Here is a 16713-nt window from a genome sequence, read left to right as displayed (position 1 = left end):
CGTCGCCCTGCCCCACCAGTCCCCCGGAGCAGGCCTAATCCGTTTTGTAGGCCCTCGCAACATATCTGCGGAGGCGCGGTGATCGCGACACGGGGCCGGCCACGCCCTCAGGCCCGCTCCGGCGAAGGAGCCGCCGCGAAGCGATTGCTCTCCCACGACAGAAAACGCTGATGCAACATGCAGGCGGCACCGAAGGCCGCGCCGAAGTCGGCATCCTCGTGGACCGAGATCGCCGGCAATGGAAAGCTTGGTTCCTGCTGCTCCCTCAGATGCGTCCGCACGCGATCCGCGACCAGCGGATATAGCGCCGCCACCGACCCGCCGAGCACGATCTCGTCCGCGTCGATCACGCGGCAGGCCTGGACCAGCGCGAAGGCGAGCGTCCGTGCCCAGCCTTCGGCCACCTCCACGGCCCCCCCTTCGCGATCACGCACGCCCCGGAGGAGGTCGGCAAGCCGCGGCTGCGCGAGTCCGCGGCGCACGCCGTAATCGGCCAGGATGCGTTCCAGTCCGATGCGCTCCTCGACCCGGACGGCGCGGTCGAGTCCCAGGTGCCCGATCTCCCCCGCCAGGCCATGCGCCCCCCGGAAGAGGCGTCCTTCGATCAGGATGCCCCCGCCCACGCCGCTCTCCATGTTGAGCACCAGGGTCACGCCGGCCCGCGCGACCTTCCGGCCATAGGTCGCGCCGATCGCCAGGGCATTGGCGTCGTTCTCCACCATGACCGGGACCGACAGGGGCATCGCTCGCCGAACGACCTCGGCCAGGTCCACGTCCGCCCAGCCGAGGAGCGGCGCCAGGCGGACCACGCCGGTGCGTCCCATCTGCGACGGTGTCGCCAAGCCCAAGCCCTCGCAGAGGCGGCGCCGGTCGGGCGGCATGGCATCGAAGGCCAGACCCAGGGCCCGGCTCACCGCGGCCTCGACCGGGGTCGCCGGGCCGTCGAAGGGCTCCTGCACGGAACGCACGGCCCTGGCGCCCAGGTCGAGCTCGACCACGCCGATGTGCTCGACCCCGATCTCGACGCCCACGAACAGGACGGCCTCGGGCACGAGCTCCAGGAGGATGCCCGGACGCCCGGCCCGACGCCGCCCCCGCCCATCCCCGGCCGATTCGCCCACCTCGCGGACGAGTCCCTCCTCGATGAGCCCGGCGATGATGTGACCCGATGAGGACCGGTTGAGCCGGAGCTCGCGGGCGAGGTCCGCGCGGCTCAGCCGGCGGAACTCGTGCAGGGCACGCAGGGCGGCGATCTCGTTGCCCTGCCGGATGCGGCGCGGCGAGCTGGCGATCGAGGCGACGCCCTGCACGGCATGGATCCCGCGTGCGGCGCCCGCTCAGGGCCGGGCGTTCGTGGCGCGGCGGCGGGCCGCCTCGTCCACCTTCAGGTCGATGAAGGCCTTGGCGTGGCGCGCGAGCGGCAGGCTCTCGGTCCAGGTGTCGCGCCAGATCGCGCAGGCGAGCGACAGGCTCTCGTCCACGACGGCGCCCGAGAAGGACTCGAAGGTCACGTCGCGCTCGTAGCCGATGTCGAGCAGCGCATCGAAGATGCCCGCGAAGTCGATCACGCCGTCGCCCAGGTAGCCCCGGTTGCTCTCCCCGATGTGGAAGTAGCCGAGCTTGTCCCCCGCGAGCCGGATCGCGGCGGCCGGATTGGCCTCCTCGATGTTCATGTGGAAAGTGTCGAGGTGCAGCCGCACATGGTCCGATCCGGTGGCCGCGATGAACTCCAGCCCCTGCGCGGTGGTGTTGAGGAGGTTCGTCTCGAACCGGTTCACGACCTCCAGCACGAGGTCGACGCCGGCCGACTTGGCGACCTCGGCCGTCCTGGCGATCGCCGCGACGCTGTTCCTGCGGCCCCGGTCGCTGGGCATGGTCCCGTATTTCGTGTGCGCGGAATACAGGATGCCGCCCAGCTTGGAGCCCCCGATGTCCCGCACGGCCGCGACGGCCGAGGCCAGCAGCTCCTCCCCGCCTTCACGACGCCTGCGTCCTCGCTGGAGACGTCGGCCGAGACCGGCAGCCCCATCGTGACCGCGATGTCGAGGTCCAGCGCCTGCGCGCGCCTCGCAAGCCGGTCGAGGTCGAACTTCTCGGGCCGCAGATAGGCCAGCTCGATCAGCCGGAACCCGCAGGCGGCCGAGTCCTCCATGGCCTTCTCGAGACCTTCCTGAGTCGCTCCTCCGGTCCAGACGAAGGAATGTATACCCAGACGGTTGATCGTCATCTCTGCCCTCGAACGGAATATGTTGCGACCACATGCAAATCCAGCTCGGCCGTCGCGTCAAGGCTGCTGTTCTTCGTCGGGCACGACAGGTCATGTTGCCGCGCCGCAGCAGGTATTTTCATTGACAACCCATGGGTTCGCCGCCTTCGATCTGGCCCAGGTATCGGTTCGGGCAGTCCGGTTTGCCCCTGGAATGAAGACGGCGCGGCCCACTGCGGCCGAAGGCATGACGTCGGGCACCGATACCCGGAGCCACCTGGAGAGGGGAGAGGATGAAGGCGAACGTCCGCATCGTTCCCGACTACGAGGTCATCATCTGCCCACCGGCCGAATCGTTCCGCTGGTTCGTCCACGACTACCCGCACCATCTCGCCAAATGGCACTACCACCCGGAATACGAGCTGCACCTGACCCGGCACCGGGGCGGCGTGATGATGGTCGGCGACTACATGGGCGAGTTCGCGCCCGGATGCCTCGTCCTGACCGGGCCCAACCTGCCGCACAACTGGGTCAGCACCCTGGGCCCCGGCGAGGTGCTGCACGGGCGGGACATGCTGGTCCAGTTCACGCAGGACTGGGTGGACCGGCTGACCGGGATGTGCCCCGAGTTCGCGGGGCTCCGCGCCCTCTTCGAGGAAGCGGCCTTCGGGCTGGAGTTCACCGGCGCCACGGCGCGGGCGGGGCAGGCCCTGCTCTCCGGGATCGGGGCCGCGCAGGGGGCCGAGCGGGCGATCCTGTTCCTGCGCCTGATGGAGCGCCTCGCGCGGGAGCCGGGGGAACGGCGGCGGCTGTCGCGCCTCGCGCCGAACGGCGCGCCCGCCGACCTCCCGCCCGAGCTGGACGCCGCCATGCGCTTCATCCTGGAGCACTACGCCGAGGAGATCGACCTCGCCTCCGTGGCGTACCATTGCGGTCTGGCGCCGCAGGCCTTCTCCCGGCTGTTCAAGCGCCAGACCGGGCACACCTTCGCGCGCTACCTGGTGCTCGCGCGGGTCTATGCCGCCTGCACGCTCCTCACCCAGAGCCGGCTGCCCATCACCGACATCTGCTTCGAGGTCGGCTTCAACAACGTCGCCAACTTCAACCGGCAGTTCATCAAGGTCTGCGGCCGGACCCCGTCCGAGTGGAGGCGGGCGCCCAGAAGGTGGCGACCGAAGCGCGGCCCGATCCGTTCCGAGAAGGGCGCGACGGCGCGGCCTAGGGCATTCCCGGGACGACGAGCGGCGGAAAAGTATAGGTCGCCGGCGAACCGCGCGTGGCGCAGAGGAGCTTGCCCCGCCTATGCTTTCCCCGTCGTCAGGCGCAGCCCTCGAAGGGCCGGCCTGGCAGGCGGATCCAGCGCCCGGCCGGGGAGGACAAGCGGCCGGACGACCGAAGGCGGGGGCAAGCCCCGGACCGACGGCGGCCGCGAGGCCCTGGCAAGAATCGGAAACGCAAGGAGGAGTCGATGTTGACGAGACGAGGTTTGGGGCTGTCCGCCGTTGCGCTGGCGCTCACCACCACCGCCCTGCCGGCCTGGGCCGACTTCTGGTCGGACGCCGGCGCGCAGTTCCAGGGCGTGACCCTGCATGGCGTGACCGAGAGCACGCCGCCGTCCAACTACATCAAGGACGTGCTCGCCCCCGCCTTCGAGGAGGCCACGGGCATCCAGGTCGAGATCGAGACGACGTCCTGGGACCAGATGTACGACAAGGCCATCAAGGACATGGAGGCCGGCACCGGCATCTATGACATGGTCTACATCGAGCAGGACATCATCTACGCCTACCTGGCGCGGAACTTCCTGGTCGACATCACCAAGACGCTGGCCGACCACCCCGAGCTGAAGTCGCCCGACTTCGACGAGGCGAACTTCACCACCTTCGCCGACTACTTCCGGGGCGAGGGCAACGACCTCTTCGGCGTGCCGATGGAGGCCTTTATCAAGGTCTACCTCTACCGCACCGACCTCTTCAACGACCCCGAGATCCAGGCCGCCTTCAAGGAGCAGACCGGCCGCGACCTCGCCCCGGCGACCAACCACGAGGAATACACGCAGATCGCGGAATTCTTCACCAAGTGGGGCCAGGACCACGACATGGAGCTCTGGGGCACGACCGCCCAGGCCCATACCGGCCACCCGGCCTCGTGGTACGAGTTCTTCGAGTCGATCGCCCCGACGTACGGCGTCTACAACTGGGGCATCAACGCCGACAACAACTACGCCGCCTCCGTCGAGAACGGCGGCTCCATGAACTCGCCCGAGGCCAAGGCGGCGCTGCACTACTGGCTCCACCTGCGCGACATCGCGCCCCCGGAAAGCGCGGCCTCGACCTGGACCGAGGTCGGGACCACCTTCGCCGCCGGACGCGTGGCCCAGGGCCTCGTCTATGGCGAGAACGCCGCCTGGATCGCCTCGGACCCGAACCAGTCCAAGGTGGTGGGCAACGTGGGCGTCGCCCTCCCGCCGGTCGAGCCCGGCGTGATGGAAGCGGCCGAGTCCGGCAACGGCTACATCGGCTACTACGACGGCGGCGCCTTCGGCGTCCCGGTGACCTCCAAGAACCAGGAGGCCGCGCTCCTCTTCCTCGAGTACATCGGGCAGAACTCGGTCCAGGCGGACTGGGCCGTCGCCGCGCCGCGCATCACCAACACCGCGACCTACGACGACGCCAAGGTCCAGGAGATGGATGCCTCGCTCGGCGGCTACTACACGATGCTGCGCGACGACGGGAAGCTCTTCGCCGGCGCCCCGCCCTACCCGTTCCACGCCCAGGTGCGCGAGGCCACGGCCCCGATCTTCTACCAGATCCTGACCGGCGAGATCGACCCCGACACCGGGCTCGACCAGATGGCCGCCAAGGCCGAGGAAGAGCTCACGAACCTCGGCTACCGCCAGTGACCTGACCGCGCGACCGGGGCCGCCGCTCAGGGCAGCGGCGGCCCCTTTCGCACCCCACGGCACCGCAAGGGATCCCATGCGCTCCAACAGAACCGGCTGGCTGATGCTGGCGCCGACCCTCGCGATTCTGGGCGTCTTCGGGATCGCCCCGTTCCTCTACGTCCTCTGGGTGGCCTTCCACCGCTGGAACCCCTTCGGCGCGAGCCCGGACATGGTCTTCAATGGGGCGCAGAACTTCCGCCGCCTCGTCTTCGACTCCGAGTTCCTGCTCTCGGTGGGCCTCACGCTCAAGTTCGCCGTCTTCGCCGTCGGCAGCGAGGTGATCCTGGGCTACCTCCTCGCGCAGCTCCTGATGCGGGATTTCCCCGGCAAGTCGCTCTTCCGCACGGTCCACACCCTGCCGCTGATCGTGGCCCCCATCGTCGTGGGCTCGGTCTGGAGGCTGATGACGACGCCCTCCATCGGCATCATCCCCCACCTGCTGAACGAATGGTTCGGCTACGACCTCAACATCGGCCGCGACGCGACCTCGGCCTTTGTGCTGACCGTCATCATGGATGTCTGGCACTGGACGCCGCTCGTGACGCTCACGCTCCTCGCCGCGCTGCTGGCCCTCCCCAAGGAGCCGTTCGAGCAGGCGCAGATCGACGGCGCGAACCGGCGGCAGATCTTCTGGCACATCACCCTGCCGATGATCCGTCCCGCGATCCTGGCCACCGTCTTCATCCGCCTGATGGACGCGCTCCGCACCGTCGACGAGATCTGGATGCTGACGGGCGGTGGCCCGGGCGCCTCGACCCGCTACGTGGGCCTCCACATCTGGAAGCTCGTCTTCCCCAAGACCGATTACGGCTACGGCTCGGCGATCTCCATCATCGTGCTCTACCTGACGCTGATGATGTGCTGGGTCCTTTATGTCGCCCTCGTCGCCCCCGCGCCCGGAAGGAGCCCACCTGATGCGGCCCGGCAACCCCGTCCTCTCGCTGCTGCTCTGGCTGGTCATCAGCTTCGCCACGCTGTTCCCGATCTACTGGCTCTTCGTCATCTCGGTGAAGCCGCCCGTGGACCTCTTCACCACGCCGAGCCTGATCCTCGATCGCGCCTACTGGGCCAACTACGCCGAGGTCTTCACGGACGAGACGCTGCGCCGCTACATGATGAACTCGGTCATCATCTCGACCGGCAACGCCGTCCTCGTCACCACGCTCGCCTTCTTCGCCTGCTACGCGCTGTCGCGCTACGACTTGGGCGGCAAGGAGAACATCTTCTTCTGGACGATCACCAACCGCATGGCCCCGGCGGCGGTGTTCCTGCTGCCCCTGTTCCTCCTATTCACGCAGGTCTTCGCCATCGGCGACTGGAAGCTCTACGACACCCGGATCGGCATGATCCTGCTCTACTGCACCTTCAACCTGCCCTTCGCGATCTGGACGCTCCGCCCCACCATCGACGGCATCCCGAGGGAGCTCGACGAGGCCGCGACCGTGGACGGCGCGACCACAGGCCAAGTGATCCGGCAGGTCGTCTGGCCCCTCGCCAAGCCCGGCCTCGCGGTGACGCTGATCCTCACCTGGGTCTTCGCCTGGAACGAGTTCCTCCTCGCCGCGACGCTCACCAGCTTCAACGCCCGGACGATCACGACGGGCCTGTCGGAATACGTGACGACCACGGGGACGGAGTGGGGCAAGATGGCCTCGATCTCGATCATCACCCTGATCCCCGCGCTGGTCATCTTCGCCGTCGTGCAGCGCCACATCGTCGCCGGCCTGACCTTCGGCGCGGTCAAGGAGTAGCCCCCGTGCTCACCAATCCCGACGAACTGGACGAGGGCGTGGTCGCCAAGCCGCGCCGCCGCATCCGCCGGGGCTTCCTCCCCATCGTGACGAACTGGTTCGACCGGCTCTTCATCGCCATCTACCTCGGGGTCGCCCTGGAGCTGTTCTGGCTCCGCTTCATCGAGCAGGCCGCCCCGCTGACGATCTGCCACCTGATCGTGCTCGCCCTGGGCGCGCTCATCATATGGAAGGGTTGAGGCCCCTGGCCGGCAGCCCCAGGAAGGAGACCACGCCATGAAATCCCTGGTCCTCGAGGAGAAGGGCAAGCTCTCGCTCCGCGACTACCCCATCGAGCGCGAGGAGCCGATGGGCCCGCGCGACGTCCGCATCAAGCTGCACACCGTCGGCATCTGCGGGTCGGACGTCCACTACTACACCCATGGCGGCATCGGCGTCTTCCAGGTCAAGGCGCCGATGATCCTGGGGCACGAGGCCTCGGGCACCGTGGTCGAGGTCGGCCCGGAGGTCACGACCCTGAACGAGGGCGACCGCGTCTGCATGGAGCCGGGCATCCCCGACCCCAACAGCCGCGCGACGCGGATGGGGATGTACAACATCGACCCGGCCGTCCGCTTCTGGGCCACCCCCCCGGTGCACGGCATCCTGCGCCCGACCGTCGTCCACCCCGAGGCCTTCACCTTCAAGCTCCCCGACAACGTCTCCTTCGCCGAGGCCGCGATGGTCGAGCCCCTGGCCGTGGGCGTCCATGCGGCGACCAAGGCGCAGGTGAAGCCCGGCGACATCGCCCTGGTGATCGGCGCCGGCCCGATCGGCCTCGTCACGGCGCTCTCCGCGCTCGCCGCCGGCTGCGCGCGGGTCTTCGTGAGCGACATCGACGACCGCAAGCTCGAACTGGCCGCGAGCCTCGGGCCGATCACGCCCATCAACGTGGCCAAGCAGGACCTCACCCAGGAGATCCTCAAGGCCACGGACGGCTGGGGCGTCGAGATCGTCCTCGAATGCTCGGGCAGCCCCAAGGCCGCGTCCGGTGTCTTCGATCCCCTCTGCCCCGGCGGCCGGGTCGTCTTCATCGGCAGCCAGGTCCACGACATCCCCTACAGCGTCGGCAAGGCCATGGTGCGCGAGGCGCGGGTGGAGCACGTCTTCCGCTACGCCCATGTCTTCCCGCGCTGCGTGGCGATGCTGTCCTCGGGCGCCATCGACGTGAAGCCCCTCATCACCCGCACCTTCGCCTTCGACGAGAGCGTCCACGCCTTCGAGGTGGCCGCCGCCGCGCCCCCGGGCGAGGTGAAGATGCAGATCGAACTCCCGCAGTAAGAGAGCAGAATGGCCCAGGTCACCGTCAAGGACGCCGTCAAGCGCTACGGCGAGGCGCAGGTCATCCACGGAGTCAGCGTGGACATCGCCGACGGCGAGTTCGTCGTGCTGGTCGGCCCCTCGGGCTGCGGCAAGTCCACGCTCCTGCGGATGATCGCCGGCCTCGAGTCGATCTCGGACGGCACCATCAGCATCGGCGGCCGGGTGGTGAACGACGTCCTGCCCAAGGACCGGGACATCGCCATGGTGTTCCAGTCCTACGCGCTCTACCCCCACAAGACCGTGGCCGAGAACATGGGCTTCTCGCTCATGATAAAGGGCGCCCCCAAGGCCGAGATCCAGGCCAAGATCCGCAAGGCCGCCGAGATCCTCGACCTCACGAAGCTCCTCGACCGCTATCCCAAGCAGCTCTCGGGCGGGCAGCGCCAGCGCGTCGCCATGGGGCGCGCCATCGTGCGCGACCCGCAGGTGTTCCTCTTCGACGAGCCGCTGTCGAACCTCGACGCCAAGCTCCGCGTCGCCATGCGGGTCGAGATCAAGGACCTCCACCGCCGCCTGCGGACGACGACGATCTACGTCACCCACGACCAGATCGAGGCCATGACCATGGCCGACAAGATCGTCGTCATGAAGGACGGGCGCGTGGAGCAGATCGGCCGCCCGCTCGACCTCTACGACCGGCCCGGCAACACCTTCGTCGCCGGCTTCATCGGCAGCCCCTCGATGAACTTCCTGTCCGGCCGGGTCGCGAGCCAGGGCGGCAGCCGCGTCGTCCTGACCGACGGTGGCGTGGCCCTCCCCCTCGACGGCGTCGCGGCGGAAGAGGGCCGCCCGGTCATCTACGGCATCCGGCCCGAGCACATCGAGGTCGGCCCCGGCGGCATCCCGGTCGAGGTCGCGGTCCTCGAGCCCACGGGCTCCGAGACCCAGATCTTCGGCCGCCTCGGTCCCGCCCCCATCGACGCGCTGGTGCGCGACCGCGTTTCCGTGCAACCGGGCGAGACGGTGCCCTTCCGCTTCGACCCTCGCCGCGCCCACGTCTTCGACCAGGCGTCAGGCCAGCGGCTCTAGGACCACAGCCCAACTGGTCGCAGGGATCGCGGCCCGCGTCCCCTGCGACCGGCTCCGCTCCGGCCACGAGAATCCTCGCGGCCGTCAACGGTTCTTTAGGATTTCTCTGCCAGGGTGATCCTGTCCCCGGGTCGCCGCCCGGCGGGGTAGGGGAAGTTGCGTCCTCAATCCGGCCGGACGCAGATGGTCGACCGCGTCAGGAACCGCTTCTCCCGCCCATTGTCGAGGGAGAACATCCCGCCCCGCCCCGGCACCACGTCGATGACGAGGTCGGTGTGCTTCCACGCCTCGTACTGGCTGCTCGAGATGTAGACCGGCATCCCGCCGATCTCGCCCAGCTTCACGTCGAGGTCGCCGACGATGAACTCCCCCTGCGGATAGCACATGGGCGAGGACCCGTCGCAGCAGCCGCCCGACTGGTGGAACAGCACCGGCCCGTGGTCGGCCACGATCTCGGCCAGCAGCGCCAGCGCCTCGGGCGTGGCGGTGACCTTGTCCAGCGTCTCGGTCGCGGTCGTCATGTCGTTCATGGCGTCATCCTCTCATGCGGAAAGGGCGCGCGGGGGATGCCCCGCGCGCCCGCGCCTCTCCGGTCCCTCGCGCTCCGGCTCAGAAGAAGCCGAGCTTCTTGGGCGAGTAGCTCACCAGCATGTTCTTGGTCTGCTGGTAGTGCGACAGCATGTCGAGGTGGTTCTCCCGGCCGATGCCCGACTGCTTGTAGCCGCCGAAGGCCGCGTGGGCCGGGTAGGCGTGATAGCAGTTGGTCCAGACCCGGCCCGCCTGGATCGCGCGGCCGAAGCGGTAGCAGGTGTTCGCCTCGCGCGACCACACGCCCGCGCCAAGCCCGTAGAGCGTGTCGTTGGCGATGTGCAGCGCCTCGTCCTCGTCCTTGAAGGTCGTGACCGAGACGACGGGCCCGAAGATCTCCTCCTGGAAGATCCGCATCTTGTTGGTGCCCTTGAAGACGGTCGGCTTGACGTAATAGCCGTTCGCGAGGTCGCCCTGCATCACGGCGCGCTCGCCGCCCGTCAGCACCTCGGCGCCTTCCTGGCGGCCGATGTCCATGTAGGACAGGATCTTCTCGAGCTGCTCGGACGAGGCCTGCGCGCCGATCATGGTCGCCGGGTCCAGCGGGTCACCCTGGACGATGGCCTCGACGCGCTTGAGGGCGCGCTCCATGAACTGGTCGTAGATCGACTCGTGGATCAGGGCGCGCGACGGGCAGGTGCAGACCTCGCCCTGGTTCAGCGCGAACATCACGAAGCCTTCGATGGCCTTGTCGAAGAAGTCGTCGTCCTCGCGGGTCACGTCCTTGAAGAAGATGTTCGGGGACTTGCCGCCGAGTTCCAGAGTCACGGGGATCAGGTTCTGCGACGCGTACTGCATGATGAGCCGGCCCGTCGTCGTCTCGCCGGTGAAGGCGATCTTGGCGATCCGGTTCGAGGAGGCCAGCGGCTTGCCGGCCTCGAGGCCGAAGCCGTTGACGACGTTGAGCACGCCCGGGGGCAGCAGGTCGGCGATCAGCTCCACCCAGAGCATGATCGACGCGGGGGTCTGCTCGGCGGGCTTGATGACCACGCAGTTGCCGGCGGCGAGCGCTGGGGCGAGCTTCCAGGTCGCCATCAGCAGCGGGAAGTTCCAGGGGATGATCTGGCCGACGACGCCCAGCGGCTCGTGGAAGTGGTAGGCGATGGTGTCGTGGTCGATCTCGGAGATCCCGCCTTCCTGGGCGCGGACGACCCCGGCGAAGTAGCGGAAGTGGTCGATGGCCAGCGGAAGGTCGGCGGCGGTCGTCTCGCGGATGGGCTTGCCGTTGTCCCAGGTCTCGGCGGTGGCGAGGAGGGACAGGTTCTCCTCCATGCGGTCGGCGATCTTGTTGAGGATCACCGCGCGGTGGGCGGCCGAGGTCTTGCCCCAGCTATCCTTCGCCGCGTGGGCGGCGTCCAGCGCGGCCTCGACGTCGGACGCGTCCGAGCGGGCGATCTCGCAGAGGACCTGGCCGGTGACGGGCGAGGTGTTCTCGAAGTAGCGGCCGGCGTTCGGAGCCACGAACTTGCCGCCGATGAAGTTGTCGTAGCGCGTCTTGTAGGGCGAGCCCGCCACGCGGAAATGTTCGACCTTGTTCATGACCTTCTCCCTGACGCCGCCTCCTCGCGGCCCGAGGGGAACCTGCCAGAGACGACTCGGACGGTCAGCCGCGACATAGGTCGTAGGGTTGGAGCCAGATCGCCCGGCGAGGGTCGTCCCCGGTCTCCGACCTTTGTGGAGGTGGCGCGGGCAGCGGGGACTGCTAGTCTACGGGGGAGCCCCCCCTTTTCCCGGAGCCCTGGCCATGCCGGCGCTGTTGTCTGGTTCTGCCCTGCCGCTTCGCGGCTTCGCGAGCGCGCTCGTCGTGGATGACCATCCGCTGTTCTGCGACGCGCTGGCCATCACGCTGCGGGCGGTGGCGGGGGTGGGGCGCACCGAGGTGGCCGACAGCCTGGGCGCGGCGCTTGCGCGGCTGGCGGCGGGCGAGGGGGTGGACCTGGTGGTGCTCGACCTGCACCTGCCCGACGTCAGCGGCCTCGAGGGGCTGGTGCGGCTGCGCGCCGCCGCCCGCGGCGCCCCCGTGGTGGTGGTCTCCTCGCTCGACGACCCCCGGGTGGTCGCCGCCGCCCTGCAGGCCGGGGCGGCGGGCTTCGTGCCCAAGCACTCCGGCCGCGAGGTGTTCCGCGCCGCGCTGGCGCGCATCGGCCAGGGCGGCGTCTTCGTCCCCGAGGGCCTGGCCCTCGCCGCCCCCGCCGCCGCCGCCCCCGCCGAGGCCCTCGCCCGCCTCTCGCTCCTCACCCGCCAGCAGGCCCGCATCCTCGAGCTCATCTGCGAGGGCAAGCTCAACAAGCAGATCGCCTACGACCTCGCCATCGCCGACGCCACCGTCAAGGCCCACGTCACCGCCATCATGCGCAAGCTCGGCGTCCAAACCCGAACCCAGGCCGTGCTGCTGGCCCGCCAGGCCTCCTTCGCCGCCATCTTGCAGGAGTGAAGGCTCAGCTCTCTTCCGGCTCGCGGTCGAGCACCTTGCGGATCGTGTCCACCCCGAAGCCCGCCCGCGCCATAGCCCCGGCCTCGCGGCGCCAGACCCTGGACCGCTCGGCCCAGGCCTCGGGCAAGGGCTCCGTCCGATAGGGGCCGAACCGCTTCTTCCGCGCGAAGACCTCCGCCGCCTCCAGCTCCGCCGCGCCCAGCACCTCGGTCGCCTCGGCCGTCCCCGAGACCTCGTCGGTCAGCTCGCGCGCCGCGCCGAGCAGCGCGGCCTCGGCCGTCGCCCCCGTCACCCCCTTCTGCCCCAGGTCGCGCAGGATGCGCAGCGTCCCCCGGCCCGAGGCCAGCGCCGAGCGCGCCTTCATCCCCGCATAGCGCGCATCGTCCACCACCCCCGCCGCCGTCAGACGCTCGACCTCCGCCTCGATCAGCGGCATCGCGGCGGCCCTCTCCTCCTCGGCCGATTCCGGGTCCAGCGTCCGCAGCCGCCGCATCAGCCGCCGTTCGAGCATCGCCCGCAGCATCCGGGTGCTGCTCTCGCGCTGGCCCACGTAGAACTCCGCGATGTTGCGGATGCGCTCGGCCGTCAGCGGCTTGGCGGAGGCGGCCCCGCGCGCGGGCCTTGCCCGCCTGGCAGACCCCTCCTCCCCGCCATGCGTTCCGGCCTCCCGACCTTTCGATCCGCTTGGATGACGGCCCATGTCGAGCATCCGGACGGCCTAGGCCGGCCCCTCGTCGAGCCCGGCCCTGGCCTCCCGGGCCGCCTCGCCCGTGATGTCCTCGATCCAGCTCATGCCCTTGGTCGCCTGCGGGAGCCCCAGCGTCGGGATCGCCAGCAGCGCGACGTGCCGCAGCTCCTCCGGGCTCAGGCCATCGGCCAGCCCCCGCCGCGCGTGGGAATGCACCGCCCCCTCGGACAGCGCGCCGATGGCGAGCGCGAGCTTCACGAGCCGCGCCGTGCGGCGGTCGAGCGGACCCGCCTCGGCGACGGCCCGGCCCAGCGCCGCATAGGCGGCCCAGATTTCGGGATGGGCTCGGGCGAGCTTGCTCGCGCCGGAGGGGAGCTGGTCGGGGGCGATGGGCATGGGCTCTCCCGGGTTGGGGCCGCGCTCGTGGCGCGCCGGTTGATCTGCGGGAACGGCTGCTTCGCCTGGCCGGTTCCCGCTCGCTGCAGGTCGCCGTCCCTCGGCTCAACCCAAGTCCTATTGGCCGCGCTCGCCTTTCGCCGCGCCGTTAATCTGACCTTAACTTTCCGCTGCCATCCTGATCCCGCCGCGAATCGGGGATGCCACCCCGAAAGGAAGCGGGCCGTCGCAAGGCGCCCCTTCCGCAGGAGGGCGGAGTTGCGCCCGACGCCAGCCTAGACCCTACGCCGCGCCGTCTCCGGCAGTCGCGTCCGCCAGAGCGCCCAGCGCAGGACCGGCGGGACCAGCAGCCACCCCGCCGCCGCCTGCGCCCCCGGCGCGACGAGCGCCTGCGAGATCAGCGTGCTCAGCCGCACCTGTCCCCGGACATCGCGGGCAAGCCGCCGCTGGAACGCCTCGGCGCCCCGCCCGGCCAGCAGGAACGACGACGCCAGCCGAGCGGAGTGCAGCGCGATGGACATGCCTTCCCCCGTGAAGGACGGGATCACCGCCGCCTGGTCCCCGACCCGCCAGAGCCCGTCGCTCCCCTCCTGGACGAACCCATAGGGAATCCGCCCGATCGCGAGGGGCCTGCCCTCGCAGGGCTCCGCGCCGGCCAGCCGGACCCGCAGCCCCGGGCAGCTCCGCAGGACATGGGACAGGAGCCGCTCCCAGCGCCGCCCGAGGCCGTCGAAGCCCGCCCGGCCCACCACGAGGCACAGGTTCGCCAGCCCGCCCTCGACCATCTCGAGCCCGGCATAGCCACCGGGGAAGAGGTGCAGCTCGACCGTGCCCTCTGCCGCATTCGGCAGATGCCAGTAGGCCTTGAACCCGATCAGGTCCGACTGCCGCCCATCCGGTCTCCGCCAGCCCCGCAGATCGTGCTTGCCCGTCGCCAGGACGACATGGCGGGCACCGATCCGGCCCTGCCCCTCGACCTCGACCGACCAGCCTTCGCCATCGCGCACTAGCCCGGTCACCCGGGCGCCGCGCCGGACCTCTGCTCCTGTCTCGGCCGCCTTGGCGAGCAGGGCCTCGTCCAGCACCCGGCGTGACAGGCTCAGCGCCTCGAACCCCAGCGGCGCCTCCGCGCGCCGCCGTCCAGCTTCCACGGCCACGGCCTGGATCGGCACCGCGCCCAGCATCCGGGGTTCGACCCCGATCCGTCTAAGCTCGCCTTGCGCCTCGAAGCTCAGGAACTCGCCGCAGACCTTGTCGTGCGGCCCCGGCGTCCGCTCGATCAGGCAGACATCCCGCCCCGCCCGCGCGAGATGCACCGCCGCCGCCGCCCCGGCGAGCCCGCCGCCGAGGACGAGGACCTCCCGCCTCACGACGGCTTCACCCGCGCGACGCAGAGCCGGAACGGGAACCACCGCCGCACGGTCGCCTCCGCCACCCCGGCCTCCCGCAGAAGCCGCTCCCAGTCCCCCGGCCGGAAGGCCCGCCGGAACGACACCGGCCCGTCATGCCGCACGAAGCGATGGAACCGCAGCGCGCCCGCCAGCGTCCCGAAGGTCGCCTCCGGCAGGCGATGCCGGTGCAGGTCGTTGACGAACCACCCGATCCGCGCCCGCTCCTCCATCCAGCGGAGGAACCGGACGAGGAGCGCGTCGTCGAGGTGATGCGTGAAGAGCGAGCTGACGATCACGTCCGCCCGCCCCTCGTAGTCGAAGACGTCCCCCGTCTCCCAGCGGATCGGCCGCCCCGGGTCCGTTGCTTCCGCCGCAGCCCGCGCCGACCAGGGGTTCAGGTCCACCCCCGTCAGCCGCAGGTCCAACCCGTGCCGAGCGCCCCAGCGATCCACCGCGCGCAGCAGGTCGCCGTAGCCGCTCCCCGCGTCGAGGATCGCCACCGGCCGCCCCGGCCCGATCCGCCCCGCCCGCCGCAACCCGTCCAGGAACGCGAGCGTCGGCCGGTAGCCCATCGACAGCACGTTCACCTGGGCAAGGTCGCGCAGGCAGTCGCGGAACGTGGCAAAGTCCGTGTCCTCGGCGTCCATGAGCTCCGACTCATGCGACCGCTGGGACAGGTCGTGCATCACGCCGCCGCCGTGAAGAGCAGCGTCTCGGCCGTCAGCCCCGGCCCGAAGGCCATGGCGCAGCCCTTCTCGCCCGGCTGCGCCCGCTCCATGAGCCGTTGCAGCACGAACAGCACCGTGGCCGACGACATATTGCCGAACCGCCGCAGCACCTCACGGGAATCCGCCATCGCCTCGGGCCCGAGGTCCAGCGCCCCCTGCACCGCGTCGAGGATCGTCCGCCCGCCCGGATGCACGGCCCAGAGGTCGATCTCGCCCACCTCCGCGCCGTCGAGGATGCGCCCGCGCCCCCGCCGCAGCGCCTCGCCCACCGAGGCCGGGACCTGCCCCGACAGGTGCATGTCGAAGCCGTCGTCGCCGATCCGCCAGGTGATCTGCTCCGCCCCCTCGGGCAGGAGCGCCGCGTGGAAGCGGTCGAGCGACAGGCCCTGGGGCTCCGCGCTCACCAGCGCCGCCGCGCAGCCGTCGCCGAAGATCAGGAAGCTCAGCACCTTCTCGAGGTCGGTCGTCTCCTGCAGGTGCAGGGTGCAGAGCTCGACCGACACGATCAGCACCCGCGCCTGGGGGTCCGACCGCACGATGTGCCGGGCGAGCTTGAGGGCGTTGATCCCCGCGTAGCAGCCCATGAAGCCCACCACGGTCCGCTCCACCGAGGGATCGAGCCCAAGCCGCTCCACCAGTTGCAGGTCCAGCCCCGGCGCATAGAGCCCCGTGCAGGACACCGCGAGGACATGGGTCACCTCGCGCACCCGCTCGCCCATCCCGAGCCCCTCGACGGCCTCCTCCGCGAGGTCGCCCGCAAAGCGCTCGAAGAGCCGCATCCGCTCGCCGGTCGAAGGAAAGCGACCGCGCCGGTAGACCTCCTCGTTGCCGACGCCCGCCGAGCGCCCCTCGTCCGCGAGCGTCAGCACCGACCAGCGGTGGTCGATCTGGCTGCGCTTGACGAGCCGGTCGAAGAGCGGCGCGCTCCGCTCGCCCTCGAGGAGGCCGGACGCGAAGTTGACGAAGGCCGAATGGACGTCGTTGGGCGGCACGGCCGTGGCGACGCGGTTGAGGAAAGCGCTCATATATCACCCTGCTGGCGGCCGTCCGATCGCCGAAGGCCTGCTCTGGCGCACCTAGCGGCGGCCCCTCCACCGGCAAACCGGATCACGGGGACTTGGGGCGGAGAGGGTGCGAATGGCCCGATCAAGGTCCCAAAGCCGGATGCCTTCGCCCGTTCCCCGTCGGCTGGGCGG

Annotated in this window: 16 protein-coding genes and 1 pseudogene; 8 read left to right on the top strand and 9 right to left on the bottom strand. The window is 70.1% G+C overall.

Annotated elements, in window-relative coordinates:
• Positions 1-107 precede the first annotated feature (107 nt).
• Both RUMESO_RS11330 and RUMESO_RS11325 read right to left on the bottom strand, forming a co-directional pair.
• Entirely contained in the window at positions 108-1310 is a 1203-nt protein-coding gene (locus tag RUMESO_RS11330; RefSeq protein WP_037280258.1) for an ROK family protein, read from the bottom strand.
• Positions 1311-1337: 27 nt separating this feature from the next.
• Positions 1338-2261, bottom strand: a complete 924-nt coding sequence (locus RUMESO_RS11325; RefSeq protein ID WP_211262864.1) for a sugar phosphate isomerase/epimerase family protein — start codon at positions 2259-2261, stop codon at positions 1338-1340.
• A gap of 238 nt (positions 2262-2499) precedes the next feature.
• Between RUMESO_RS11325 and RUMESO_RS11320 the strand changes: the two genes are divergently transcribed.
• From RUMESO_RS11320 to RUMESO_RS11290, 7 genes and pseudogenes are all read left to right on the top strand, one after another.
• Positions 2500-3681, top strand: a complete 1182-nt coding sequence (locus tag RUMESO_RS11320) for a helix-turn-helix domain-containing protein (RefSeq protein ID WP_156362904.1) — start codon at positions 2500-2502, stop codon at positions 3679-3681.
• Positions 3675-5108, top strand: coding sequence for an ABC transporter substrate-binding protein (locus RUMESO_RS11315; protein WP_037280256.1), 1434 nt, complete (start codon positions 3675-3677; stop codon positions 5106-5108). Before RUMESO_RS11320 ends, RUMESO_RS11315 begins: the two co-directional genes overlap by 7 nt.
• A 76-nt stretch (positions 5109-5184) precedes the next feature.
• Positions 5185-5982 (top strand): annotated as a pseudogene (locus RUMESO_RS27175) (carbohydrate ABC transporter permease); the annotation flags it as partial.
• An 82-nt stretch (positions 5983-6064) separates the two neighbouring features.
• Positions 6065-6901: a carbohydrate ABC transporter permease gene (locus RUMESO_RS11305; protein WP_037280253.1), complete on the top strand. Its 837-nt coding sequence runs from the start codon at positions 6065-6067 to the stop codon at positions 6899-6901.
• 5 nt (positions 6902-6906) lie between these two features.
• Complete coding sequence (locus RUMESO_RS25745; protein ID WP_037280252.1) at positions 6907-7140, top strand: DUF2160 family membrane protein; 234 nt, start codon at positions 6907-6909, stop codon at positions 7138-7140.
• Positions 7141-7177: 37 nt separating this feature from the next.
• Positions 7178-8221: an NAD(P)-dependent alcohol dehydrogenase gene (locus tag RUMESO_RS11295; RefSeq protein ID WP_037280251.1), complete on the top strand. Its 1044-nt coding sequence runs from the start codon at positions 7178-7180 to the stop codon at positions 8219-8221.
• Positions 8222-8230: 9 nt separating this feature from the next.
• Positions 8231-9292, top strand: coding sequence for an ABC transporter ATP-binding protein (locus RUMESO_RS11290; protein WP_037280249.1), 1062 nt, complete (start codon positions 8231-8233; stop codon positions 9290-9292).
• Between the two features lie 164 nt (positions 9293-9456).
• Here the strand turns inward: RUMESO_RS11290 and RUMESO_RS11285 are convergent, their stop codons facing one another.
• Positions 9457-9822: a DUF779 domain-containing protein gene (locus tag RUMESO_RS11285; protein WP_037280248.1), complete on the bottom strand. Its 366-nt coding sequence runs from the start codon at positions 9820-9822 to the stop codon at positions 9457-9459.
• A gap of 79 nt (positions 9823-9901) precedes the next feature.
• Positions 9902-11419, bottom strand: a complete 1518-nt coding sequence (gene adh, locus RUMESO_RS11280) for an aldehyde dehydrogenase (protein WP_037280246.1) — start codon at positions 11417-11419, stop codon at positions 9902-9904.
• 205 nt (positions 11420-11624) lie between these two features.
• Between adh and RUMESO_RS11275 the strand changes: the two genes are divergently transcribed.
• Positions 11625-12314 (top strand): response regulator transcription factor, encoded by a 690-nt coding sequence (locus RUMESO_RS11275; RefSeq protein ID WP_037280245.1) that lies wholly within the window; start codon positions 11625-11627, stop codon positions 12312-12314.
• A 4-nt stretch (positions 12315-12318) separates the two neighbouring features.
• Here RUMESO_RS11275 and RUMESO_RS11270 read toward each other — a convergent pair whose 3' ends face one another.
• The 5 genes from RUMESO_RS11270 to RUMESO_RS11250 form a co-directional block, all read right to left on the bottom strand.
• A complete protein-coding gene (locus RUMESO_RS11270; protein WP_169791164.1) occupies positions 12319-13014 on the bottom strand; it encodes a regulatory protein RecX in 696 nt (231 codons plus the stop codon).
• A gap of 18 nt (positions 13015-13032) precedes the next feature.
• The gene (locus tag RUMESO_RS11265) at positions 13033-13398 is read right to left on the bottom strand and encodes a carboxymuconolactone decarboxylase family protein (RefSeq protein ID WP_037280243.1); all 366 of its coding nucleotides are present in this window, start codon (positions 13396-13398) and stop codon (positions 13033-13035) included.
• 275 nt (positions 13399-13673) lie between these two features.
• Positions 13674-14768, bottom strand: a complete 1095-nt coding sequence (locus RUMESO_RS11260; RefSeq protein WP_037280242.1) for an NAD(P)/FAD-dependent oxidoreductase — start codon at positions 14766-14768, stop codon at positions 13674-13676.
• Positions 14765-15475, bottom strand: coding sequence for a methyltransferase domain-containing protein (locus RUMESO_RS11255; RefSeq protein ID WP_037280241.1), 711 nt, complete (start codon positions 15473-15475; stop codon positions 14765-14767). The genes RUMESO_RS11260 and RUMESO_RS11255 overlap by 4 nt, the downstream gene beginning before the upstream one ends.
• Positions 15475-16542, bottom strand: coding sequence for a type III polyketide synthase (locus RUMESO_RS11250; RefSeq protein WP_037280240.1), 1068 nt, complete (start codon positions 16540-16542; stop codon positions 15475-15477). Before RUMESO_RS11250 ends, RUMESO_RS11255 begins: the two co-directional genes overlap by 1 nt.
• Positions 16543-16713: the final 171 nt, after the last annotated feature.

The sequence above is a fragment of the Rubellimicrobium mesophilum DSM 19309 genome (assembly GCF_000600335.2).
GTDB lineage: Bacteria > Pseudomonadota > Alphaproteobacteria > Rhodobacterales > Rhodobacteraceae > Rubellimicrobium > Rubellimicrobium mesophilum.
This window is presented reverse-complemented; position numbering and strand designations above follow the sequence as displayed.

Coding starts and splice junctions, on each gene's coding strand:
- RUMESO_RS11275 (WP_037280245.1), top strand. CDS start 11,625: ATGCCGGCGCTGTTGTCTGGTTCTGCCCTGCCGCTTCGCGGCTTCGCG.
- RUMESO_RS11295 (WP_037280251.1), top strand. CDS start 7,178: ATGAAATCCCTGGTCCTCGAGGAGAAGGGCAAGCTCTCGCTCCGCGAC.
- RUMESO_RS11265 (WP_037280243.1), bottom strand. CDS start 13,398: ATGCCCATCGCCCCCGACCAGCTCCCCTCCGGCGCGAGCAAGCTCGCC.
- RUMESO_RS11325 (WP_211262864.1), bottom strand. CDS start 2,261: ATGTGGTCGCAACATATTCCGTTCGAGGGCAGAGATGACGATCAACCG.
- RUMESO_RS11315 (WP_037280256.1), top strand. CDS start 3,675: ATGTTGACGAGACGAGGTTTGGGGCTGTCCGCCGTTGCGCTGGCGCTC.
- RUMESO_RS11285 (WP_037280248.1), bottom strand. CDS start 9,822: ATGAACGACATGACGACCGCGACCGAGACGCTGGACAAGGTCACCGCC.
- RUMESO_RS11250 (WP_037280240.1), bottom strand. CDS start 16,542: ATGAGCGCTTTCCTCAACCGCGTCGCCACGGCCGTGCCGCCCAACGAC.
- RUMESO_RS11305 (WP_037280253.1), top strand. CDS start 6,065: ATGCGGCCCGGCAACCCCGTCCTCTCGCTGCTGCTCTGGCTGGTCATC.
- RUMESO_RS11255 (WP_037280241.1), bottom strand. CDS start 15,475: ATGCACGACCTGTCCCAGCGGTCGCATGAGTCGGAGCTCATGGACGCC.
- adh (WP_037280246.1), bottom strand. CDS start 11,419: ATGAACAAGGTCGAACATTTCCGCGTGGCGGGCTCGCCCTACAAGACG.
- RUMESO_RS11320 (WP_156362904.1), top strand. CDS start 2,500: ATGAAGGCGAACGTCCGCATCGTTCCCGACTACGAGGTCATCATCTGC.
- RUMESO_RS11270 (WP_169791164.1), bottom strand. CDS start 13,014: ATGGGCCGTCATCCAAGCGGATCGAAAGGTCGGGAGGCCGGAACGCAT.
- RUMESO_RS11290 (WP_037280249.1), top strand. CDS start 8,231: ATGGCCCAGGTCACCGTCAAGGACGCCGTCAAGCGCTACGGCGAGGCG.